Origin of the sequence: Poritiphilus flavus (genome assembly GCF_009901585.1) — a bacterium.
Taxonomy (GTDB): domain Bacteria; phylum Bacteroidota; class Bacteroidia; order Flavobacteriales; family Flavobacteriaceae; genus Poritiphilus; species Poritiphilus flavus.
Window position 1 is genome coordinate 1 of record NZ_WXYO01000009.1, and the last position, 22,459, is coordinate 22,459.

General features: G+C 44.5%; 19 protein-coding genes. 10 read left to right on the forward strand and 9 right to left on the reverse strand.

From position 1 onward, the window contains the following. Window positions 1-1,820 (forward strand): RHS repeat-associated core domain-containing protein (locus tag GTQ38_RS19135; protein WP_161437191.1); only part of this gene is annotated, 1,820 nt, incomplete at its 5' end. Window positions 1,821-2,713: 893 nt separating this feature from the next. Here the strand turns inward: GTQ38_RS19135 and GTQ38_RS19140 are convergent. From GTQ38_RS19140 to gldJ, 3 genes are all read right to left on the reverse strand, one after another. Next, window positions 2,714-3,100 (reverse strand): thiol-disulfide oxidoreductase DCC family protein, encoded by a 387-nt coding sequence (locus GTQ38_RS19140; RefSeq protein ID WP_161437192.1) that lies wholly within the window; start codon window positions 3,098-3,100, stop codon window positions 2,714-2,716. Between the two features lie 140 nt (window positions 3,101-3,240). Further along, on the reverse strand, window positions 3,241-4,518 hold the full coding sequence (locus tag GTQ38_RS19145; RefSeq protein ID WP_161437193.1) for a UDP-N-acetylmuramoyl-tripeptide--D-alanyl-D-alanine ligase: 1,278 nt from the start codon (window positions 4,516-4,518) through the stop codon (window positions 3,241-3,243). Between the two features lie 64 nt (window positions 4,519-4,582). Next, complete coding sequence (gene gldJ, locus GTQ38_RS19150; RefSeq protein WP_161437194.1) at window positions 4,583-6,259, reverse strand: gliding motility lipoprotein GldJ; 1,677 nt, start codon at window positions 6,257-6,259, stop codon at window positions 4,583-4,585. A 489-nt stretch (window positions 6,260-6,748) separates the two neighbouring features. On the opposite strand from gldJ, the gene porV reads away from it, so the two are divergent. The 6 genes from porV (at window position 6,749) to GTQ38_RS19180 (ending at window position 13,090) form a co-directional block, all read left to right on the forward strand. Next, on the forward strand, window positions 6,749-7,894 hold the full coding sequence (porV, locus tag GTQ38_RS19155) for a type IX secretion system outer membrane channel protein PorV (protein WP_161437195.1): 1,146 nt from the start codon (window positions 6,749-6,751) through the stop codon (window positions 7,892-7,894). Between the two features lie 84 nt (window positions 7,895-7,978). Further along, a complete protein-coding gene (gene cdd / locus GTQ38_RS19160; RefSeq protein ID WP_161437196.1) occupies window positions 7,979-8,449 on the forward strand; it encodes a cytidine deaminase in 471 nt (156 codons plus the stop codon). A 179-nt stretch (window positions 8,450-8,628) separates the two neighbouring features. Next, complete coding sequence (pdhA, locus tag GTQ38_RS19165; RefSeq protein WP_161437197.1) at window positions 8,629-9,627, forward strand: pyruvate dehydrogenase (acetyl-transferring) E1 component subunit alpha; 999 nt, start codon at window positions 8,629-8,631, stop codon at window positions 9,625-9,627. Between the two features lie 3 nt (window positions 9,628-9,630). Then, on the forward strand, window positions 9,631-11,280 hold the full coding sequence (locus GTQ38_RS19170; RefSeq protein WP_161437198.1) for a dihydrolipoamide acetyltransferase family protein: 1,650 nt from the start codon (window positions 9,631-9,633) through the stop codon (window positions 11,278-11,280). A gap of 81 nt (window positions 11,281-11,361) precedes the next feature. Continuing rightward, entirely contained in the window at window positions 11,362-12,405 is a 1,044-nt protein-coding gene (locus GTQ38_RS19175; RefSeq protein ID WP_161437199.1) for a M28 family metallopeptidase, read from the forward strand. 4 nt (window positions 12,406-12,409) lie between these two features. Then, window positions 12,410-13,090 carry an SDR family NAD(P)-dependent oxidoreductase gene (locus GTQ38_RS19180; protein WP_161437200.1) on the forward strand — a complete coding sequence of 227 codons (681 nt, stop codon included), beginning with the start codon at window positions 12,410-12,412 and terminating at the stop codon, window positions 13,088-13,090. A gap of 7 nt (window positions 13,091-13,097) precedes the next feature. Here the strand turns inward: GTQ38_RS19180 and GTQ38_RS19185 are convergent, their stop codons facing one another. From GTQ38_RS19185 to GTQ38_RS19200, 4 genes are all read right to left on the reverse strand, one after another. Then, window positions 13,098-13,493, reverse strand: coding sequence for a VOC family protein (locus tag GTQ38_RS19185; RefSeq protein WP_161437201.1), 396 nt, complete (start codon window positions 13,491-13,493; stop codon window positions 13,098-13,100). Between the two features lie 116 nt (window positions 13,494-13,609). Next, window positions 13,610-15,622, reverse strand: a complete 2,013-nt coding sequence (locus GTQ38_RS19190) for a serine hydrolase domain-containing protein (protein WP_161437202.1) — start codon at window positions 15,620-15,622, stop codon at window positions 13,610-13,612. 6 nt (window positions 15,623-15,628) lie between these two features. After that, window positions 15,629-16,741, reverse strand: coding sequence for a C45 family autoproteolytic acyltransferase/hydolase (locus GTQ38_RS19195; RefSeq protein ID WP_161437203.1), 1,113 nt, complete (start codon window positions 16,739-16,741; stop codon window positions 15,629-15,631). Between the two features lie 36 nt (window positions 16,742-16,777). Then, a complete protein-coding gene (locus GTQ38_RS19200) occupies window positions 16,778-17,599 on the reverse strand; it encodes a helix-turn-helix domain-containing protein (RefSeq protein WP_161437204.1) in 822 nt (273 codons plus the stop codon). 115 nt (window positions 17,600-17,714) lie between these two features. On the opposite strand from GTQ38_RS19200, the gene GTQ38_RS19205 reads away from it, so the two are divergent. Genes GTQ38_RS19205 through GTQ38_RS19215 form a run of 3 tightly spaced genes read left to right on the forward strand, consistent with a single transcriptional unit; the run spans window position 17,715 to window position 20,890 of the window. Further along, window positions 17,715-18,314 carry a SprT-like domain-containing protein gene (locus GTQ38_RS19205; RefSeq protein ID WP_161437205.1) on the forward strand — a complete coding sequence of 200 codons (600 nt, stop codon included), beginning with the start codon at window positions 17,715-17,717 and terminating at the stop codon, window positions 18,312-18,314. Window positions 18,315-18,347: 33 nt separating this feature from the next. Further along, window positions 18,348-19,427: a mannose-1-phosphate guanylyltransferase gene (locus tag GTQ38_RS19210; RefSeq protein WP_161437206.1), complete on the forward strand. Its 1,080-nt coding sequence runs from the start codon at window positions 18,348-18,350 to the stop codon at window positions 19,425-19,427. Between the two features lie 2 nt (window positions 19,428-19,429). Beyond that, window positions 19,430-20,890 (forward strand): DUF389 domain-containing protein, encoded by a 1,461-nt coding sequence (locus tag GTQ38_RS19215; protein WP_161437207.1) that lies wholly within the window; start codon window positions 19,430-19,432, stop codon window positions 20,888-20,890. Here the strand turns inward: GTQ38_RS19215 and GTQ38_RS19220 are convergent. Together GTQ38_RS19220 and GTQ38_RS19225 are read right to left on the reverse strand one after the other, a co-directional pair. Next, window positions 20,887-21,654 (reverse strand): ABC transporter ATP-binding protein, encoded by a 768-nt coding sequence (locus GTQ38_RS19220; RefSeq protein WP_161437208.1) that lies wholly within the window; start codon window positions 21,652-21,654, stop codon window positions 20,887-20,889. The genes GTQ38_RS19215 and GTQ38_RS19220 overlap by 4 nt on opposite strands. Beyond that, complete coding sequence (locus GTQ38_RS19225; RefSeq protein WP_161437209.1) at window positions 21,654-22,391, reverse strand: MlaE family ABC transporter permease; 738 nt, start codon at window positions 22,389-22,391, stop codon at window positions 21,654-21,656. Before GTQ38_RS19225 ends, GTQ38_RS19220 begins: the two co-directional genes overlap by 1 nt. Window positions 22,392-22,459 lie beyond the last annotated feature (68 nt).

The window sequence follows — 22,459 nt, forward strand, 5'->3', positions numbered from 1 at the left end:
ATGTGCTGGACTATGATTACCACAACAGCGAGCTAAGTAACAAGCTTTACAAGGTTCGGGACGATGGGAACGACAGTTATGGCTTCAAAGACAGCACAGCTGACAGCCAGGACTATTGGTATGATGCCAATGGCAATATGGTCCGCGATTTGAACAAGGGTATTGGTACCAGTAGTGCAGATGGGATCAGCTACAACCATCTAAACCTACCTATACAAATAAAGTTTGATAACAGCGATCAGAAAAAGATTACATATATTTACGATGCTGCGGGGGTAAAACTACGCAAGGTAGTGGAACAACCTTCGGTAAGTTCTGTGACAACTGATTATGCGGGTAACTACATCTATGAGAGCAGTACTTTGCAGTTCTTTAATCAGCCGGAAGGCTATGTAGAACCCGATGGTAGCGGGGGCTATGATTACATCTACCAGTATAAAGACCATTTAGGGAACGTGCGGCTGTCTTATTCAGATATAAACCAGGATGGTATGGTCTCAGATCGAGTGATATTTGAGGATGGTATCGAACTTGCAACCGGATGGTCTGGCATCACAGCCTATGATGATACCTTCTCCCATACAGGTAACTATTCTGCTAAGATCGTGAAGACATCAACTGGCGAAAAGGTCTCTTTGAATGATACCTGGGCCTATATTGACCATGACGTGTCTACGGATTATACATTCTCCGGATGGTATTATAGCAATGGTCCATCCGCGGATATCTTTCTCTTTATGAAGACTGAGAACGAAACAGGATATTATACGCAAGTAGCTAATGTAAGGGGCACCACCACGAATAAATGGGTATACCTCGAGAAAACCTTTTCTGTTCCCTCCAATATCGCCAAATTGAACTTAAGGATTGATAACAATGGCGGAGGCACAGTTTGGTTCGATGACCTAAGAATTCGGCAAGTGACTGACGAAATAGTCGAAGAGAACAACTATTATCCTTTTGGGCTTGAACATAAAGGGTATAATAATGTTGTAAATGGTACAGAATACAAGTACAAGACATTCCAAGGTCAAGAGATAAACGAAGAACTTGGATTAAACTGGTTGTCTTTTAAATATCGAAATTACGACCCTGCAATAGGTCGATTCTTTAATGTTGACCCGCTTACGGAAGATTATATGGATTGGGGGCCTTATGTTTTTAGTGGTAATAGGGTTATTGATGCAAGAGAACTTGAAGGCTTGGAACCTTTTGTTGTTACAGGTAGAGCGTTTATACCTGATGAGAAGTTAGCAAATCCTAATCCTTTTTCAAAGACCAAATCTTTTGCGGGAGATAATAGAAGTGATTACCAACTCAATACAAGTGCATATAGAACGGAACAAAAAGTAAGGGTTGATATTGACAATGGTAATGCAACAACTTTAAGTAATAGGGCTAATTCAACTACTGGTTATGATAAAAACGGAAATGTAGCCGAAACTTCTGAACCAGGGAAAGCAGGTCCAACACCAACATATACAATGGATGGTAATACTGCAACTGTTAATATGGAAGTAGATGCATCAAATAAATTAGTTAGTGGTGCACCAGCTATTAATTATGACGTAGGTGTTACAATAACACAGAATGAGGATGGTTCTTTTAGTTTTGAACTTAAAGGGGAAACTGATGGCTTTCCTGCGTATGAGTTCTTTATCACAAATGAAAAAGACGGAAAATCATATTTGATTTATGGAAGTAACCCTAATCAAACAGGAGATGGTCCTTTTTCACTATTCCCACCAATGGAGAAAGATGTTAATACGAGTGGAAGTAGTACGACAACAACACCTATAGAGGACGATAAAAAGAAGTAAACTATTATGAAAAACAAAAATTTAATTCTTCGATATTTTGGATTACTCTTATTAGTAATGGGAATTATTTTGAGTATCAAAATGTACGTTGACAGAGCTTATCCAACTTATTTATTTTTTATCATAAGTGGTATAGGAATTATTCAAATCATAGCATCGTTTGTATCTAAACAAATGAAAGTCAGTTGGCAGATACTTTGGGCTTTATTGCCATTAGTAGTAGGCTTTGTGTATTTAAAGCTATGATGAAATAAATATTAAAAGATTGAAACCACTCTCGGAGTGGTTTTTTTATGCCATACGTTTTTGTAAATCACATTTGAGCAGAAAAGACTCTAACAGCTCTTTTACAATATCCTTTTTATCCTGTGGCAAATGTTAAGTTTTAAATGCCAAGTTTTTCGGTAAAAGTTAACCTAACACTTAGCACTTAAAATCTACAACCGCGGTACCGCTGGTCTTTGTGTAATAAACAGTAAACAGTAATCAGTAATCAGTGAACAGTGAACAGTTCTCATTCGCTAAAGTTGTAGAGGATGATATCAGTTGGCAGCACGCAGTTTGCGGTTGTAAGTCTTGTCAGTTCGAGCGCACGTGCCCATCGAAACTTTGGTGAAGATGGAGTCGAGAACGAATCAAGGAAGTAAACAGTAAACAGTCCTCCTTCGCTAAAGCTTCGGAGGATGAGAGCGTATAGCGTACAGCGCAAAGCAAAATCCCCGAACAATTAGATTTAATCTTAAACTTGAACTTAAACTTTCCAAGAAATGACCGCGCGGATTTATAATCCGTGCGTTCTCCCTGCTATAGCGCATAGTAATAAAAAAACCTCCCGTTCCCGGGAGGCCTCACTAATCCTCTTTTTCATAGCAACTTAATCTTAGGAGGATATTTTATCTAAAACTAACCGTACAGCTTTTGGATTTACCAAACCACTTTACACGGTTTCTGGATGCTATATGATAAATACTGTCCCTGATAATCCTGGGTATAAAGGCCAATAAGGCCGCAACCAATCTCCACTTTGGGATTTTGGAAACGATACGCAAGAAGCCGTCTGAATGGGTATACACCCCGGTCTCATCCAATAAGATCACCGTTTCCAGGCTTTCAGTTGGAAAACCATGCGCCTTTAGAATTCTATTTCCTTCTGCTGATTGGAAGGCCACAAAACGGAACACATCGGCAGGGGCAAAGCGCAGCAGCCAACCAACTACGCCATTGCAGAGGTTGCACTCTCCGTCAAAAATGATTACGCTTTCTTTTACTGCAGTTTCCATTGCTTATTAACTGAATTTGAAGCAATAGTCGTAAGAAGCCATAGATCATTTCAATAATCCTTAAATTTTTTTAGTGCCATAGGTTGAGAAGGGGAGGATTCCAGTTGAAACAGTCCGTTTTTTGCGCCTGGAGTTAGCCACTAAAGTACTTCCAGCAATCTTTCCAGTGCCATCCCGCGGGAACCCTTTATAAGTAAAGTGCCACTGCTTAGGGGAGAAGTTTTAAGATGTGATGACAGGGAGTCGAAGGACGGGAACTTTTGAAGTTCCGTTTGGGTCCTATAGAAATTTTCACCTACCAGGAATACCTCTTCCAAATTCAGAGAAGCTGCCAGCTCGGCAATTTGCTGGTGTTCCCTTTCCGCGTCCTCACCCAGTTCAAACATATCTCCCAGAAATGCGATTTTGGGATCTTCTTTCATCTTTCCGAATTGCTCCAGGGCAACTTTCATGCTGCTGGGATTGGCATTGTAAGCGTCCATGATGATCTTGAAATGCTTGTGATGCAGCACCTGAGACCGGTTGTTCTCCGGAACGTAGTTCTCAATACCCTCTTTCATGCTCTCCAGAGGGACATTAAAATATTTTCCGATGAGCAGCGCCACACAGCAGTTGGAAAAGTTATACTCCCCGATTAACTGTGTTTTGATCACCGTATCCTCAATCTCCAGCCAGACAAAAGGGTCTGCCCGCAAAAAGCGGATATTGAAGTATTGTGGGTCAGTCTGACTAAAGCCAATTTTTCGAACGTATCCCGACAGTTTCTCTACCTGAATAGGATCGTCCGCATTCAAAAAAGCGTGCTTGTTGTTGGCGGTCAGAAAATCATAGAGCTCGCTTTTTCCCTTTATCACACCTTCTACACCTCCAAAGCCCTCCAGATGCGCTTTTCCAAAATTGGTGATATATCCGAAATCCGGCTCGGCAATATTGCTGAGAAAGGCAATCTCTTTCTGGTGGTTGGCACCCATCTCGATAATTGCAAACTCCGTATCGGCCTGTATGGAAAGCAAGGTTAGCGGAACCCCAATATGGTTGTTTAAGTTGCCCTTAGTGGCAATGGTTCGATATTTTCCGGAGAGTACCGAATATATAAGTTCTTTTGTGGTGGTTTTCCCGTTGCTTCCGGTAAGGGCGATTACCCTGGCATTGCAGTAGTGCCTGTGATACCTCGCCAATTCCTGCAAGGCGGTCAATACGTCTTTTACCAGCAGGGTTTTGCCTTCCCAATGGTAGTCCGGGTTATCGATAACCACAAAGGCGGCTCCTTTCTCTAGGGCCTCCCGGGCAAAAGTATTGCCATCAAAATTGGGCCCTTTTAAGGCAAAGAAAATGCAATCAGCTTCAATTTTACGGCTGTCTGTAGACACCAGAGGGTATTCCAGAAAGCGTTTGTGTAATTCTTCAACGGTGGTCATGGCCGTAAATATAAAAAGCCCTGACGAATCCGACAGGGCTTTTGTTCTGCTTTTATAAACAGTCTTATTTTCTTCGGGCTTTTTTGCCTCTAATGGTCTTGTTCTTTGTTTTCGACTTAGATCCTACTCTGGACATCGCACATCGGAAACCTATGTAATCTGTCGCCATGTATTGTGGCAGGTATCTTCTTTGAGCCGGGTCTAACCAGTAAGCGCGATCTCTCCAGGAACCACCTTTATAGATCCTAACCTCGTCGTTGATCAGGGTTGTCCTGCTATTGCTGGTATCATACTGGCGAAGCAGTTTTCCGGTAGAATCCCGCTCTACTTTGTGTTTTGGCGAGTTGTACATTTTCCGGGGATCCTCTTCTTCTTCATCGCTAAAGCGGTCAAAGAACCTTGAAGAACCTGGATCTCCATCCCTGTAACCTCTGTTGTCACTGGAGCTGAAATTAGTTCTCAGGTAGGTCTCCTGCTCGTCAACCGGAACCATTTTGATCTCACCTGGTAAGTTCACAGCAACCACCTTACCGTTCGGAAGGGTGTCGTAAACGATGCTATCTCTAAGGATATTTACCTTACCGTCTTCACCTATGGCGGTTTTCATGTAGATATTACCTCTGTAGTAGTTGAAATCACTGATTTCGTCGTCAACTATTGGTCTGTATACATCAGCCACCCATTCGGCAACATTACCTGCCATATCGTAGAGACCAAGGTCATTAGGCTTGTAAGACTTCACTTCAGCAGTGATATCGGCACCATCGTCAGACCATCCGGCAATCCCGCCGTAATCTCCTTTTCCTTGCTTAAAGTTAGCCAACTGGTCTCCTCTACCTACACGTTGTCCGTTTCTGGTGTAGTCTCCTTCCCATGGGTACTTCTTTCTACCTCTGTAGTTGTTGTACTCTCTGGATCCTTGAAGCGCGGCTGCCGCGTATTCCCATTCTGTTTCAGTAGGCAGTCGGTATTCAGGCATAATGATACCACTACTTCTTTTAGCGAATACAGAAATGGAATCTCTTTTCTTATTTCCTTGTAACGAATCTATTTGTCCGTTGTATACAGACTCCGGGCGGTTAAGGTAAGCTTCAGTACTGAAAGTACCTTCTACTTCTCCGGTTACTGCCTTGTATTTGGCGTCCTTGGCCAGGTAACCTTCTCTTTCCAGCATATGCTCATTAACCCGGTCCGTTCTCCATTCGGCAAACTGAACGGCCTGAACCCAATTCACACCAACTACAGGATATTCTGCATAAGCAGGGTGTCTCAGGTAGTTGTTGGTCATGGTCTCATTGAAACCAAGCCTGTTCCTCCATACCAGGGTATCAGGCAAAGCACCGGTGTAAATATTCGTGTATTTTGGATTCTCCGGAGGGTAAACACTCTTAAGGTAATCCAGGTATTCCAGATACATTACATTAGTGACCTCGGTTTCGTCCATATAAAAAGACTGTACGTGCTGCTGAGTTGGGGTGTTATTCCAATCGTGCATCACATCGTCCTGAACTTTTCCTTTGGTGAATGTACCACCCTCAACAAAAACAAGTCCGGGAGCAGTCTCCTGTTCCTTAAAGTCAGAATTATACTGAAAGCCGCCTTCCTTGGCATTGATCTTCCAACCTGTGGCTCTTGAGGTGTTCTTGGAGGATGACGAAGCGGACTTTTTACAGCTTGAAACGCTGAGGCCTCCCGCAATCACTGCACAAGAGAGTACAACTTTAATAAATTGTTTTTTCATTTGTATTTAGGACTTAAATTCAAAGACAAGCTAAAAATTTTTAATCAACGCCTGTCCTCATTTATTAAATTGTTTTTGTGTCTTTCGGCTTATAAAACGAGCTTTTGCCCATAATATTTTATTACCTAAAAAATATTTGTGCCCCAAAATTCAAGGGAGGCACCTAAAGATCGCATTCTAAATTCATAACGACTCAAAACCTATTCTAGTATTACCGCCACGGCACATTTTTCAACGGGTATAGGTGAAGCCCGGGCGACGGCCTGAAAATCACCCTTAAATAGCCCTGATCAGCCCAGATTATGGAGTACTTTCCACCTTTTTATATAATTATTGAAAAAATAATTAAGGAAGCTTGTATAAGATATTCCCAAAAAGGCCGTTTACATGTCATACATCTAATACGGTATTTAAAGTATTACAGCTAAATATTTTTGAGTATTCGATATTTATTTGAGACTTTTGAGCCAATTAATCCTACGGAAAAAAATGAAAAAATTATTGCTATTTGCTTTCCTGGTTTCACTGTTTAAAGTGAGTGCACAAGAAGACAGGGTGATAACTACAGCGGTCCCTTTCCTTACTATTGCTGCAGATGCGAGAGCGGCTGGTATGGGCGATATGGGAGTCGCCACCTCTGTTGATGCCTTTTCGCAGCAGTGGAATCCGGCCAAGTTCGCTTTTGCCGAACGGAAAATGGGTATTGGCGTTAGCTACACCCCTTATTTAGAGAGTATTATCACGGATATTGCCCTGCTCAGTGGTAACTATTACAACAAGATCAACGATCGAAGCGCCTTTGCTTTTAGCCTTCGTTATTTTACCTTGGGTGAGATTGAATTGCGACAGTTCGCGAACGATATCGGAACCGTGGCTAAGCCCAATGAAATTGCGATAGACGGGTCTTATTCCCTGAAACTCAGTGATCAGTTCTCTATGGCTGTGGCCGGACGTTTTATAAGATCCAACCTGAGACTGCCAGAAACTGGTGATGTTGATTCTCAGGCAGCCAGCGCCTTTGCCGTGGATGTTGCCGGATACTACCGTTCCAGGGAGATCGCATATAACAGCTTTGACGGGCGTTGGAGAGCCGGATTCAATATCTCTAATCTTGGAGGAAAGATCTCTTACGATGAAGGAGGACAGGAAAACTTCCTCCCCACTAACCTGAAATTCGGTGGAGGTTTCGACTTCATTTTTGATCAGGATAATGTCCTTGGCCTTACCTTAGAGTTTAACAAACTATTGGTGCCAACACCAAGGGATTTTGACGGTGATGGCGATGTAGACGCGGATGATAACGTAGAATATCAGAATATCACCTTCTTAAATGGAGTTTTTGAGTCCTTCGGCGATGCCCCCGACGGCTTTAGCGAAGAGCTCAAAGAGATCACCTGGGCTTTGGGTGCTGAATACGTATACCAGGATGCCTTTATGGTACGTGCAGGATATTTCAATGAGAGTGAAGATAAAGGTTCCAGAAGGTTCTTCTCGCTGGGTGCAGGATTCAAATTCCGTGCAGCCCAAATAGATCTTTCTTACCTGTTCTCAAGTTCTCAGGTGAGAAACCCGCTGGAAAATACCCTGCGTTTTTCTCTTACCTTCCTGCTGGGTGAAGAATTTATAAACGACTAATTGGGATTCCCATCACAATAACATCAAAACCTGCCTCATGGCGGGTTTTGTTTTTTTTACGGCCCAGGAATTTTATATTTACTTATGGAGAAACGCCAGCTCGGTTTTGAATTGACAGTTTACGACAATATGGACGAACTTTCGGCCGAAGACCGATCCTTAATGCAGGCCGCGGTGCAAGCGAGGGAGGATGCCTATGCACCCTATTCCAGGTTTAAGGTAGGTGCGGCAGTACTTCTGGACAATGGGGAGATTGTTCTGGGCAACAACCAGGAAAACGCTTCATACCCCTCAGGCCTCTGTGCTGAAAGAGTAGCTGTTTTTCAGGCAGGTGCTGTTTATCCTAATTCCGCGATAAAGACAGTGGCCATAAATGTTGGTTCTCAAGATCCTGCGGCGCCATGTGGTAATTGCAGGCAGTCCATAGCCGAGTACGAACAACGCCATAAGAGCCCGATCGCACTTCTTCTGATGGGAGCCTCCGGGGTGGTATACAAGTGTAATTCCATAGCCGACATTCTTCCTCTGAGCTTTGACGGTTCCTACCTTGAGTAAGATTTGAACAACTTATTTTCCTACCAGAAAATGCCTGTTTTGTTATAGGCTTTAAGCTTTTTTGACAAATCTTTTTCACTATTGATATAATGTGTATTTTTGTTTTTCCTCATTACGGATAGCTTAGCTGAAAAGGGCTGGTAGTGGGATTTGTAGAATACTAATAACATTAGGATTTAATGGAAAAAATAACCAAGAAAGTTTACCTGAAATGGTATGAAGATATGCTGTTCTGGCGCAAATTTGAAGATAAGCTGGCAGCTGTGTATATCCAACAAAAAGTCAGGGGCTTTCTACATCTCTATAACGGCCAGGAAGCAGTATTGGCCGGGGCTTTACACGCCATGGATCTTACTAAGGACAGGATGATCACGGCTTATAGGAACCACGTACAGCCTATTGGCATGGGAGTAGACCCAAAGAGAGTAATGGCAGAACTGTTTGGAAAAGTAACCGGTACTTCCAAGGGAATGGGCGGTTCTATGCATATTTTTAATAAAGAACATCGCTTTTATGGCGGGCATGGTATCGTTGGAGGGCAAATTCCACTCGGAGCAGGCCTGGCATTTGCGGACAGGTATTTCAAGAGAGATTCTGTTACCCTTTGTTATATGGGAGACGGGGCCGTAAGACAAGGCTCGTTCCACGAGACCTTTAACCTGGCCATGCTTTGGCAGTTGCCAGTGGTATTTATCTGTGAGAATAACGGATATGCCATGGGGACTTCAGTGGCGAGAACCTCGCATTCCACGGAGATCTGGAAATTGGGTCTGGGATACGAAATGCCCTGTGGCCCTGTAGATGGTATGGATCCTGTGACCGTTGCCGAAGAGATGAGCAAAGCCATAGAGCGGGCTCGTAGCGGAGGAGGACCAACCTTCCTGGAGATGAAGACCTACCGGTACAGAGGGCACTCCATGTCTGACGCCCAGCACTACCGTACTAAAGAAGAAGTAGAAGAATACAAAAAGATAGACCCGATCACTCAGGTATTGGAAGTAATCAAAGAAAAAGGATATGCTTCTGATGAAGAGATCAAAGAGATAGACGACCGGGTAAAGGAAAGGGTTAAAGAGTGTGAGAAGTTTGCGGAGGAATCTGAATTCCCACCAGTTCAACAACTCTACGATATGGTTTACGAGCAGGAAGACTATCCATTTTTACAACACAAATTATAGGAAATGGCTGAAGTAATCAATATGCCGCGATTGAGCGATACCATGGAAGAAGGTACCGTTGCAAAATGGCTTAAGAAAGTTGGGGATAAAGTCGAAGAGGGCGATATCTTGGCCGAGATAGAAACGGACAAGGCTACGATGGAGTTTGAGTCCTTTCACGAGGGTACCCTGTTACATATAGGTATTCAGGAAGGAGATGGGGCTCCGGTTGATTCTCTTTTGGCTATTATTGGTGATGAAGGTGAGGATATTTCCGGACTGCTTAACGGTTCTGGTGAGCCTGCTGCGGCCGAAGCCGCTCCTGTAGAGGAAGCCAAGCCGGCGGAACAGCCTGCACCAGCCGCGGCAGAGGCCGCATCCGCCCCGATTCCCGAAGGTGTGGAAGTAGTCAAAATGCCAAGGCTTAGCGATACTATGGAAGAAGGTACCGTCGCTACCTGGCTGAAAAAAGTTGGAGACAGTGTTGAAGAAGGGGATATCCTTGCAGAGATAGAAACGGACAAGGCTACTATGGAGTTTGAGTCCTTTTACTCAGGCACCCTTCTGTATATTGGAATAAAAGAAGGGGAATCAGCCCCGGTGGATGAAGTTTTGGCCGTGATAGGCCCGGAAGGTACCGATGTAGACGCTGTCCTGAATGCAAAACCGGCTGCCGAAGCAGCAGCAGAAAAACCGGTGGCTGAAGCAGCAGTTGCAGCGGCGGTCCCTGCGGAAACCGCGGCGGCTCCCAGTTCCAGCAACGGACAAAGAATATACGTATCCCCACTGGCCAGAAAAATGGCCGAGGAAAAAGGCATATCCCTAAATGATGTCAAAGGCACTGGAGACAGCGGACGTATCATAAAACGCGATATTGAGAATTATCAGCCTGCACAAAAAGAAGTGGCTCCTGCACCGGCAGTGGAACAGGCAGCATCTGCAACTCCGGCGCCCGCGGCTGCTGTGGCCCCTGTACAGCTTCCGGTAGGAGAAGAAGGTTCTGAAGAGGTTAAAAACTCTCAGATGCGGAAGGTAATTGCCAAACGTCTCAGTGAATCTAAATTTACTGCGCCCCATTACTACCTCACCATAGAGGTGGATATGGCTAACGCCAAGGCTTCCAGGTCACAGATCAATGCATTACCGGATACCAAAGTATCCTTTAATGATATGGTGGTTAAGGCCTGTGCCATGGCCTTGAAGAAACACCCGCAGGTGAACACTACCTGGAACGGAGATACCACCAGGTACAATCATCACATACACGTGGGCGTGGCCGTAGCGGTTGAAGACGGACTGGTTGTTCCTGTGTTGAAATTCGCGGATCAGATGACCCTTACCCAAATAGGTGGTGCCGTAAAAGATCTGGCCGGAAGAGCGAGGATCAAAAAATTGACCCCTGCCGAAATGGAAGGAAGTACTTTTACCGTTTCCAATTTGGGAATGTTCGGAATTTTGGAATTCACCTCCATAATCAATCAACCGAATTCCTCTATTCTGTCAGTAGGAGCGATTGTAGAAAAACCTGTGGTACGAAACGGTGAAATTGTGGTTGGTAGCACTATGAAAGTTACCCTGGCCTGCGATCACAGGACAGTCGATGGCGCGACAGGAGCTCAATTCTTACAGACCTTAAGGGCGTACCTGGAGAATCCGGTTACTATGTTGGCATAATCGAACTATAAATCATATGAATAAATAAAAAGCATCCTGTATTATAAAGGGTGCTTTGTTTTTTCCATAAAATCCAATTCAATGAAAAACAGTATTCTTGGTTTCGTTCTCCTCCTGCTGATCAGCTGCGGTTCCGGCGCCATTAAAACTACAGACCCGGCCACCGTAAACGGCTCCTCCGTAACCTTAGCGGATAATACACCTAAGGGTCCGGCAAGTTCAATGCCGGCAGAGCCTGAAGTAAAACCTGAAGCGGGTCCAAAGCCATTTACGGATACCACCAGAATAGGAGGGATCATGAATTTCCTGGCTTCGGATGATCTGAAAGGAAGGGATTCCGGGTCTGAAGGAATAGCAAAAGCAGCCGAATTCATCGAAGGGATCTTCGAACAAAACAACATAAGCCCGTATTTTGAGAGCTACAGAGACACGCTTTCCAATTTTAAAAAGACGGCCTACAATGTAGTTGGGGTTCTGGAAGGAAACGATCCCGAATTGAAAAAAGAGTTTATCCTTATCGGGGCGCATTACGATCATATCGGCATCATAAAACCCGTAAACGGAGACGCAATCGCGAACGGGGCGAATGACAATGCCTCCGGTACTACCACCGTACTGGAACTCGCCCGATATTTTGGGAACAGAAAGTCCAATAAGCGCAGCCTGATCTTTGCCTTTTTCAGCGCCGAAGAAAAGGGACTGTTAGGTTCCAGACACCTTGCGGAAAAGCTCAAAGAACAGGAGTTGAACCTCTATACCATGCTCAACTTTGAAATGACAGGAGTTCCTATGAGAGGTAAGAGTTATTTTATTTATATCACCGGCTACGATAGATCTAACCTGGCCGAAGTGAGTAATAACTATGCTGGGGAAAAGTTGATTGGCTTCCTTCCAAAATCTAAAGAAGTAGGGTTATTCAAAAGATCGGACAACTATCCGTTTTACGAAGTTTTTCAGGTTCCCTCGCATACCTTCTGCACCTTCGATTTTAGCAACTTTATCCATTATCACGGGGTTGGAGATGAGGTTTCAGAAATGGATTTGGATCATATGGCCAAAGTAGTCAATAAAATGATCCCGGTAGTGGAAGGCATCACTAATGCTGCAACTCAGGAAATAAAATAGACCTATGGCCAATGTCATAATTACCGGCTGTAGCCGTGGTATAGGATACGAACTTGCGCGCCTTTTCGCTGAAGAAGGACATCAGGTACTGGCTTTATCCAGGAATGATGGACCTATTGCAGATTTGGGACATCCAAACATCTCCAGCTTCCCTTTTGATATTTGTAACTCCGCTGATCTGGAAAAGCTGCAAAGCTTTTTAAATAAGAATTGGGAGGCCGTGGACATACTGATCAACAATGCCGGAAAACTGGAAAATAAGCCTTTCCTGGAGACGAGCCGTGAAGATTTTGAGTCGGTCTACAGCGTGAACGTTTTTGGACTGGCAGAGCTAACCAGGATCGTAATCCCGTACATGCCCAAAACCGCTCATGTAGTGGTTATCAGTTCCATGGGCGGGGTACAGGGAAGTATGAAGTTTCCGGGTCTTGCCGCCTACAGTTCCAGCAAAGGTGCCGTGATTACTCTGACAGAATTGCTTGCTGAGGAATTTAAAGAAACCGGCCCTTCCTTTAATGCGCTGGCTCTGGGTGCCGTGCAGACAGAGATGCTGGCCGAAGCCTTTCCCGGTTACCAGGCGCCGACTACCGCTTTGGAAATGGCCACTTATATAAAGGATTTTGCACTTAAGGGACATAAGCATTACAATGGCAAATTGCTGCAGGTGAGCAGTAGTACGCCCTGATCCCGAACTATTGCGCTTTATCGCTTACAAACATCCACTGAATGCCGTAAGGGTCTTTCAGCATGCCAAAGTCTTCTGTAAGTGGGAAAAGAACCTTTCCGTTTTCCGAAAGCGCCGCAAATATTTCCTCCTTTTTAGCCTTATCGGCAAAGCTTACAAATAGGGATATATTCGTTCCTGCCTGTACTTCATGGCCCGGAAGATCATCTGAGGCCTTAATACGCAATTTTCCGGCTATCATTTCGCTGTCAAATATCCTATGCCCAACTTCCTCCGGGACTTCCATTGGGGCCTCTGCAAAAGTCTGTAGCTTAACTAATTTACCGCCAAAGGTTTTCGAATAAAATTCCATGGCTTCTTTACAGGTTCCGGGAAAAGCGATATAAGGTAAAAGTGTGGTCATGATAGTAGTTATTTTGCGGGTAAGGATGGCACGTATTCGTGCCCCATGGAAATCATCAAAGTTCGGTGTACTCCTAAAGGTATTGAATTACGGGTAATAATGCCAGTGGGAGCCGGTCAATGAAACAGGAATTCCTCCAGCATTCGTGAGAACTCGTCTCCAAGGTTACTATTGGTGAGCACAATGTAGCCAACTTTTTGCTGAGGATTGTAGGCAAATTTACAATCGTAATCCCCGTTATTGCCGCCATGAGCAAGTAGTTTTCCCTTGGCAGTCTCCTGCACAAAAAAACCGTGCGAGATGTATTGTGGGGTGTCCGGGTCGTAGATCTTCTGATCTGCTTCCAATACGGTTTGAGGGGTATAGAGCAATTCATAAGACCTTTTACTGAGATGTTTCTCTTTCAATAAGCCAATTACGAATCGTTGAAAGTCGTGGGCGTTAGTCACTACACTGGATGCCGGGCTTGGCATATACTCTTTTCCCTTATAGCTGGGATACTGCTGATAATGCCCCATGGCCGTGTTTTTTTCCTGGCTGTCCGCGTAGTTGTAGAAAGTGTTCTTAAGCTTAAAAGGTCCTGCTACCTCTTCTTTAAAGATCTGTGGCAATTTCTTTTGGGTGATTTGCTCCAATACCCTCCCCAGGTAGTTAAAGGCTTCGCCAGAATATCCAAAGGCGGTTCCCGGTTTAAAGTTCAGGGAGATCGGGCCACCGGATTCCCAGGTCCCTGGTCCGCCCCAGGCCCAATTCGGCAAGCCGCTCTGATGATTAAGGACGATCCTTGCCGTCAGCAGTTTATAACGCTCGTCTCCTTCCAGATTTGGGAAGGGCAGGTATTCGTACAGGGGTTTGTTCAGATCAATTATACCGCGCTCGGCAAGCCTCAAAACCATCACCGCGAAAACCGATTTAGAGATAGATGCCGCCTCAAAAAGCGTATTCTGATCCGTCAGTTCAGCGGTAGCCAGATTTTTATATCCAAAATTCTTGTCGTAGACCAGCTTGTTGTTTTGAATTAACGCTACGGATACCGCAGGTATATTCAGGTAATCCATCCAGGTCTTTATGAATTCGTCAGTACTCCGGGCCAGGTCCTTGCCATCTCCAAAAAGCATTTCAGAGCCTTGTGTCTTTGGATGAGGTTTTACCTCTACGTTTATAGTATCCAGCGTAGTATTCTGGTTTGCGACAACCGAGATGGACTGGGGTAGTTCATATTGCAATTTTCTCGTATTCTGTTTAAATCCCACCGAATATATGGGTGAGCTGTACCATCTGTTGGGTTCTATAAGGTAAGGACCCTGCGGCAGTACCGCCTTGAAGTATCCCGTGGAATCTACCCTTACTTTTATCCAAAAATCAGGGTTTTCAACACCCCGCAGGCTGAATTCGTCTATCCGGACCTCCTCAGGCAGCTTCAAATTACCTTCAATACTTCCCACAGAAGCATTGCTTTGCAATAGCATGACGTCTCCTAATCGTTGGCTCCCGCTACTTTTTTGGAAGCCGTCTTTCCATAACACATTGAGCTGATTTGGCTGGTTTGGATCCTGGTCAATGATAAAATGATCCAGGCCCAAAACGGTATTTGCTTTTATTTTATCTCCTAATCTGATCTTCCATTCGTAAAAGGTCTGATTCCCCTGATGCTTAACCGCGACTTTGGCATTATCCAGGGATACATCAGCATGATGTGGGTCCCAAAAAGGATGTTTTTTAACCAGTTCCAGGTGCTTTTCGGCCCCAACGTAGAAAAAAGGGGCACCGCCTTTGTTTTGGTGGTAACGGTCTAAATAGACCAGGGCGTGGTCCTGGGTCATATGGCTTTCTCCGTTTGCTCCTATATGCTCATCGTCTATGACCACGACCCCTAGGTAAAGCGCTTTCTCTACTTCGTTGTATCCCACGCAAAAACGGGCGGCAAAATCCTCCCTGGTTTCATTGTCCGGGCCGTATTTGTTGTCCACAATATACCAGGGTAGCTCATCGGGCCATTCTTTGAGTGAACCGTCAATGCTGATGTCTTCCACGGGATAGGCGATCGCAGATACCTGGGCAAATGTTGTACTGAGAAATAATGCAGCCAGCAGTGTCTGGAGTATGGTTTTGAGATGTGATGTATGCATTTATGATTATTTAAAAGATAGTATTAACTGTTCCCGGCTCTCCGGGTTAATAAAAGTGATCTGAGCGGCCTCCTGAGTTTGTTTCGGATAACTGGCAACATACCTGAGATAAGTTTCCTGGTTATGGATAGGCAAGATAGAACAGACCTCTTCCAGCCTGGAGAAACTATTCAACTTGGGCTCCATGCCATCCTCAAACCGGGTCACCAGGGAATCGAGATATTGGAAGCGCAGACAGAATCGGTTTTGGTAGCCCTTTATTTTGTAATCGCGATTCCCTATAGGGAAATTCGTATGACTAAAAAAGCCGGATGCCGCAGGGGTTTTCTTTACGATGGTGTCTTTTGAGATCTCAAAATTTACTACTCCATCCCGTGAAAGAAGTAACAGGTTTTGGGGAATGGCCAGGGGTTTTGTTTCAATAAAATTAACGGCTTCTGACATTGTGGGAGCCTCAAGCAGTTTCCTTATCGCAAAAGAAAGTGGTAGCCCGGACTTATCCATCCTAAGCATGGGCAGGGAATTGCAGCTCAGGGCAATGGCTTTAGAAGCCCCGCTTAACCCTATACTGCCTGGCATCGTAAAGACATAATGATCTTTATGCGCCAGTATAATTGGCCTGTTTTGACCGTGAAGAAAATCCGGGAGGTCCTGGTTATAGGCTACAAAGTTTTCGGAATTTCCCTGGTAAGCGATGGTGGAACAGCTTTCGAAACCAGCTGTAATGAAATTGTATATCTCTTCCCCCAAATTGTAGCACAGTATAAGATCTCGATCTAATTGAGCCCCGTCTGCAATGCCATTTATCTCTTCTAACAGTTCCGGAGCTTCTCGTTGAACGGCATCCAGGAATTGGCTGTGTTTAGAGACGATAAGCAACATACTGTCTCTCTGAATACCCAGTTCAGCACCCATGGCACTTTCCCATTTGGCCACTTGGGACCCTATTTCGTCTTTGAGGATTCTTCCGTGCTCATAACCCCTTTCGTAGGCTGAGCCCTGCTGTGTGATATAGTGGATAGAGGCCGGTTGTTTAGCCTCAACTGCTTCTTGTTCCTGCTGCTTTTGCTTACAGGCTATCAAGGTCAAAAAAACAAGTGACAGGTATATTAAGCGCATAACCGTTTTTGTCAAAAATAGCGGGGCCGGAAGAAATTACATTGTATAATAGCGCAAAGATTCTTCCGGGTTGGTAATAAAGGTGTCGCTATTGATGATCTTCTTAGGAGAGAAACCCCAGTATGCCTTGAACAGGTTCACAAAATGTGGTTGGTCAAAGAACCCGTATTTATAAGCCAGGGATATGTAGGAAGTTGAAGGATCTCCAAATTTGAGTTCTTCCGAAACCTTCCGCAAGCGAATCCCGTTGGAGTACTTTTGGGGGCTTAAACCGATAGTCCGGGAGAATTTCTGCTCTATGGAACGCGTAGACAGTTTGTTGTTCTTTAAGTAGAGATCCCTTGCTGTTTTGAAGTCGGCATAGCCGGAATCCAAAATCTGGCAACAGCTTTTTACCAGTTGGATGTCTTTGGGTGATGATATGGGATCCGCCAGGGCAATACTGAGCCGTTCAAGGATCTTGTCCAATTGACTCGAGGGTAAGAGGTATTGCAGTTGGCGGTTTAGCTCCGGGTTGATCTCCCCGAGAGGAACAGTTCTATTCAGTGCTTGTTTGAAATCAAATCCGCTAAGCGACGCGGCCGCCCAGGGTTCCAGCTTAATGGAAAGCAGGCTGGTGTCTTGTTCTATTTCCAATTCCAGGGGCCTATCCATTTGCCCGCCAAGGTATATGCCTTCTGAGAAAAAATCACTTCCCGTAGGCCGGATGGTACGGTATCCCTTTCCGGTAACGAACACCATTTCAAAACGACCATCACCTATCATAATACCGGTGTTCTTCTTAAGCTTTTGGGTCTTGTTTTCCAAAACCCAGATCTTCCTGATATAGGGATGGTACTTTTCTAGTGCTACCTGCATAGGCTCAGCCAAATGATCTGTCCTTTCCCGGACGGGAATTAAGTTAAGCCATATTTCAAATAAAATCAACTTAATATTGTTCAAACCAAAGTCGTATCGTGTATTTTTGTTTTGGATGGATACGGTGCTCCTAAAATACCTGCCTGAGCGAGCGGCCTCGCCATGTTTTGATCTGATTAAGGCTTACGGGGTCAACCTGAAGATCGTAAACCAGCGGGTTACCCGACACGGAGACTACCGCAGATTGCCGGACGGTTCGCATCAGATCACCGTAAATGCCACATCGAACAAATACAGATTCCTGATTACCCTGATCCATGAGATCGCCCATCTTGTGGCTTTTCAGAAATACGGGCGTCATATTAAGCCGCATGGCAGGGAATGGAAGCATACCTTTCAGTCGCTCATGCTGCCTTATATAAGACCTGAAATTTTTCCAGCTAAACTCTTGCCCTTACTGGCCAGGCATTTTAAGAATCCCAAAGCGAGTAGCAGCACCGACGCTAATTTATCCATTGCATTAAAGGAATACGATTCGGATTCCAACAAGACCTATGTCTTTGAGGTACCCCACGGGTCTCTGTTCAGATTGTACAATGGCAAACTCTTCAGAAAAGGGAACAAAAGGGTAAAAAGATATGAATGTTTGGAAGTAAAGAGTGGAAAGCTATATCTTTTTCAACCCAATGCGGAAGTTGAAGTTATAAGCGATTAATTCGAAATCTAACCATTAAACCACAGTTAAAAGGTGAATCAAAATTATTATGCAGTGATCATGGCCGGAGGGGTGGGATCACGCTTCTGGCCAACAAGCACAACTAAAAATCCCAAGCAGTTTCACGACATGCTGGGAACCGGAGATACCCTTATTCAGCGGACTTTTAAAAGGCTGAACAAATTCATTCCGACGGAAAATATCCTGATACTCACCAATGAAAGGTATAATGACCTGGTGTTGGAACAGCTTCCACTGATCGGCCAGGAGCAGGTTGTCCTGGAACCAGCTATGAGAAATACTTCTCCCTGTATCCTCTACGCGGCTATAAAGATCCAAAAACTAAACCCTGATGCCCAGATGATCGTGGCTCCCAGCGACCATTGGATAGAAGATGAAGAGGCCTTTGCCAAAGATGTACAGACCTGTTTCGCACTTTGTGAAAAAGAAAGTGTGCTGTGCACCCTTGGGATACAGCCTACCTTTCCGAATACCGGCTTTGGATATATTGAGTTTACCCAGCAAAAGTCGGACGAACTCTTCAAGGTGGAGAAATTCAGGGAAAAGCCCAATTATGAGACGGCGAAACACTTTATTGAACAGGGTAATTTTCTTTGGAACGCCGGCATCTTTATGTGGAGCGTAGAGACTATCGTCGATGCATTCAAAACACATCAACCAGATCAGTACGCCTTGTTCGAAGCAGGTATTCCGGTATGCAATACTGAAAAAGAATGGGACTTTATCGTTGAGAACTACCCCAAGGCGGAGAATATTTCCATTGACTACGCCATATTGGAACCCTCAAAACACATCTATGTACTACCCGCCAGTTTTGACTGGAACGACCTGGGCACCTGGGGAGCGCTTTATGAGAAACTGGACAAGACCGAAGATAACAACGCTTTGGTTAACGGAAAGATGCTGGCCAAAGAAAGCCATGGCAATATGGTACGGACAACCAAGGAGAAAATAGTGGTATTAGACAGCCTGGATGATTATATTGTGGTAGACAATGAAAAAGTTCTATTGATATTTCCCAAATCCAAGGAACAGGACATCAAGCAGATCCTGGCCGAAGTAAAAGATAAGTTTGGAGATCATTACGCTTAATTATGAATGAAACTAACGAAAACTACAGCCCCGAGGAAGAAGAAAAACTAAGTATTGAAGAGGTTGAAAAGAATTTTCAGGGGCTGTTGGGAAGCGCCAGAAAGTTTCTTTCCGAACTGCTCGACATCCGTAAAAACACGGACCAGGAAGCCACCAAAGAGGCCATTATAGCAGACATTCCCTTTAAGGGACATACCTCCTGGATCCTGGTTTGTTCCATTTTTATCGCTTCTGTTGGTCTGAATGCCAATTCCACTGCTGTAGTTATCGGAGCCATGTTAATTTCACCATTGATGGGGCCTATTCTGGGGATGGGCATGTCTTTGGCTACAAACGATATCGACACATTGCGCCGCTCCCTCAAGAACCTCGCTGTTATGGTTGTCTTAAGCGTGCTTACGGCCTTTTTGTTCTTTTACTTTTTTCCAATTCAGGATGAGTCTTCGGAACTGCTGGCACGAACAAAACCGGATATCCGCGACGTACTTATCGCATTTTTTGGCGGCCTGGCCCTGGTTATTGCCAGGGCAAAAAAAGGAACTATTGCAACAGTTATTTTCGGTGTTGCGATTGCAACCGCCCTGATGCCCCCTTTATGTACTGTGGGATTTGGATTGGCAATTGGCAATTTTGAGTATGCCGGAGGTGCATTGCTGCTTTTTGGCATCAATACTATTTTTATAGGCCTCGCTACTTTTCTGGTGCTAAAATTGCTGCGCTTTCCGATGGTGCGCTACGCTAATTCGAGGAGAAGAAGATTGATCGCCAGATTGGTGTCAGTAACCGCCCTGGCCGTAATGATACCTTCAGGGCTTATTTTTTACGATGTTTTTGAAGAATTCCGGTTCAAGAAACAGGCCAATGAATTTATTGAAGAAAATGTAGTTCCATATCAATTCTCAGGTGAAGGCCGGTTCCTTGAAGATTTTACAGACCTTGAATACAACGATGGGGATAACCCCCTGATTGAATTGGTATTTATGGGTAATGAGACCATTCCGGAAAACGTTATTGCTACCTGGACGGGGCAGAAGAATAGCTATGACAAGCTGGAAAACGCCGAACTGAAAGTGATCCAGGGTTCAAACAACGAGGCCGCAGACCAATTGAAATATGTCAATGAATTGTACGAAAGCAAAAAGGCAGAATTGCTAAATAAAGATGAACGGATCCGTCTTCTGGAGGATGAGTTGGCCAGCCTTAGCAAGATAGCAGCCAATCAAATACCTCTGAAGGATATCAGCGCCGAGGCCCTGACCAATTACGAAAACCTCGCGAGCCTTTCCTACGCCCAGACTATTATTACGGACTTTAAAAAATGGGATACGCTCCCTGTTTTTGAGGTAAAATGGAAGCAGGATTCTGACCGGAATAAGGTCTCAAACGATATGAAAAAACTACAGGAATGGTTGAGGCTTAGAACCAAAAACAATAAGATCCAATTAAAACAAGTAACAAACTAGTTACGTTCTTCCAGGTACATCTGGCGTACTTTTTTAAAGAGCTCTGAGGAATAGACGAAATTGGTAACAGCAGCATTGTCCGTTTTAAAGATCTCTTTATTACTGCCTTCCCACTCTTTGAAGCCGTCTTTTAAGAAAATGATCTTTTCTCCTATCTCCATCACGGAGTTCATATCGTGACTGTTGATTACCGTGGTGATGTTGTATTCCTTGGTGATCTCCTGGATGAGATTGTCTATAAGAATGGCTGTCTTGGGATCCAGTCCTGAGTTGGGTTCATCACAGAAGAGGTATTTGGGGTTCATTACTATGGCCCGCGCAATGGCGACACGCTTTTGCATACCTCCGGAAATCTCCGATGGGTATTTGTGGTGCGCGTCGATCAGGTTTACCCTTTTTAAAACAAAGTCTACACGATCCTGCATTTCGGACCTGGACTGTTTGGTGAACATTTCAAGCGGGAACATGACGTTTCCCTCCACGGTCATAGAATCGAACAGGGCGCTTCCCTGAAATACCATTCCCATTTCCTGGCGAAGGTCCCGCTTTTCATCTAAACTGAGTTCGGAATAGACCTGCCCTTCATAGGCTATTTTACCCTCCTCCGGAGTGAACAGACCCAACAGGCACTTGAGGAATACGGTCTTACCGGATCCACTTTGTCCTATGATGAGGTTGGTTTTGCCCTTCTCAAAACTGGTGCTGATCCCCTTGAGTACATGGGCCTCTCCAAATGATTTATGCAAGTTTTCTACTTCTATCATCAGCCCAGTAAAAGAGAGGTTAATATAAAGTTCAATATAATGATCACCACACTGGTCCAGACAAAGGAGGTTGTACTGGCCTTACCCACTTCCAGTGCCCCGCCTTTCATATAATAGCCGTGGTAAGAAGGCACTGTGGCGATAACAATGGCAAAAACCAGGGATTTAATGAAGGAGTAGCTCACGTGAAAGGGTATAAAATCCAGTTGAAGACCCTGTATGAAATCAGCACTGGAGGTATGCCCGCCAAAAACACCGGCTGCCCAGCCACCAAAAATACCAACGTACATGGCTATGGCAACTACAAAGGGATAGAGCAGCATGGCGATTATTTTAGGAAAAACCAGATAATTCAATGAATTTACACCCATAACCTCCAGGGCGTCTATTTGTTCAGTAACCCTCATAGTACCAATACTGGAGGTAATGTAAGAACCTACCTTTCCGGCCATTATGATGGAGGTAAAAGTGGGCGCGAATTCCAGGATAACGGACTGACGGGTGGCAAATCCAATAAGGTTTTTGGGAATTAAGGGGTTTGTTAGGTTCAGTGCTGTTTGAATAGCCACAACCCCACCAATAAAAATGGAGATGAAAATAATAATCCCCATAGAGCCATATACCAGTTCATCTATCTCCTTAAGGATCAAAGACTTCATAACGGACCATTTGGTGGGCTTTTTAAAGACCTCTTTGACCATTATTGCGTAACTCCCAATTGATGCGATATAATTCATGAAAAGGGTATCGACTTCAGTCCGTAAAAATAATAATATTAGCCTTCATTTGATCTTTATCTAAAATT

What these genes read in the sequence shown, in the direction of transcription:
- GTQ38_RS19140 (WP_161437192.1), bottom strand. Translation starts at nt 3,100, where the DNA reads ATGGAAACTGCAGTAAAAGAAAGCGTAATCATTTTTGACGGAGAGTGC.
- GTQ38_RS19145 (WP_161437193.1), bottom strand. Translation starts at nt 4,518, where the DNA reads ATGACCACCGTTGAAGAATTACACAAACGCTTTCTGGAATACCCTCTG.
- gldJ (WP_161437194.1), bottom strand. Translation starts at nt 6,259, where the DNA reads ATGAAAAAACAATTTATTAAAGTTGTACTCTCTTGTGCAGTGATTGCG.
- porV (WP_161437195.1), top strand. Translation starts at nt 6,749, where the DNA reads ATGAAAAAATTATTGCTATTTGCTTTCCTGGTTTCACTGTTTAAAGTG.
- cdd (WP_161437196.1), top strand. Translation starts at nt 7,979, where the DNA reads ATGGAGAAACGCCAGCTCGGTTTTGAATTGACAGTTTACGACAATATG.
- pdhA (WP_161437197.1), top strand. Translation starts at nt 8,629, where the DNA reads ATGGAAAAAATAACCAAGAAAGTTTACCTGAAATGGTATGAAGATATG.
- GTQ38_RS19170 (WP_161437198.1), top strand. Translation starts at nt 9,631, where the DNA reads ATGGCTGAAGTAATCAATATGCCGCGATTGAGCGATACCATGGAAGAA.
- GTQ38_RS19175 (WP_161437199.1), top strand. Translation starts at nt 11,362, where the DNA reads ATGAAAAACAGTATTCTTGGTTTCGTTCTCCTCCTGCTGATCAGCTGC.
- GTQ38_RS19180 (WP_161437200.1), top strand. Translation starts at nt 12,410, where the DNA reads ATGGCCAATGTCATAATTACCGGCTGTAGCCGTGGTATAGGATACGAA.
- GTQ38_RS19185 (WP_161437201.1), bottom strand. Translation starts at nt 13,493, where the DNA reads ATGACCACACTTTTACCTTATATCGCTTTTCCCGGAACCTGTAAAGAA.
- GTQ38_RS19190 (WP_161437202.1), bottom strand. Translation starts at nt 15,622, where the DNA reads ATGCATACATCACATCTCAAAACCATACTCCAGACACTGCTGGCTGCA.
- GTQ38_RS19195 (WP_161437203.1), bottom strand. Translation starts at nt 16,741, where the DNA reads ATGCGCTTAATATACCTGTCACTTGTTTTTTTGACCTTGATAGCCTGT.
- GTQ38_RS19200 (WP_161437204.1), bottom strand. Translation starts at nt 17,599, where the DNA reads ATGCAGGTAGCACTAGAAAAGTACCATCCCTATATCAGGAAGATCTGG.
- GTQ38_RS19205 (WP_161437205.1), top strand. Translation starts at nt 17,715, where the DNA reads ATGGATACGGTGCTCCTAAAATACCTGCCTGAGCGAGCGGCCTCGCCA.
- GTQ38_RS19215 (WP_161437207.1), top strand. Translation starts at nt 19,430, where the DNA reads ATGAATGAAACTAACGAAAACTACAGCCCCGAGGAAGAAGAAAAACTA.
- GTQ38_RS19220 (WP_161437208.1), bottom strand. Translation starts at nt 21,654, where the DNA reads ATGATAGAAGTAGAAAACTTGCATAAATCATTTGGAGAGGCCCATGTA.
- GTQ38_RS19225 (WP_161437209.1), bottom strand. Translation starts at nt 22,391, where the DNA reads ATGAATTATATCGCATCAATTGGGAGTTACGCAATAATGGTCAAAGAG.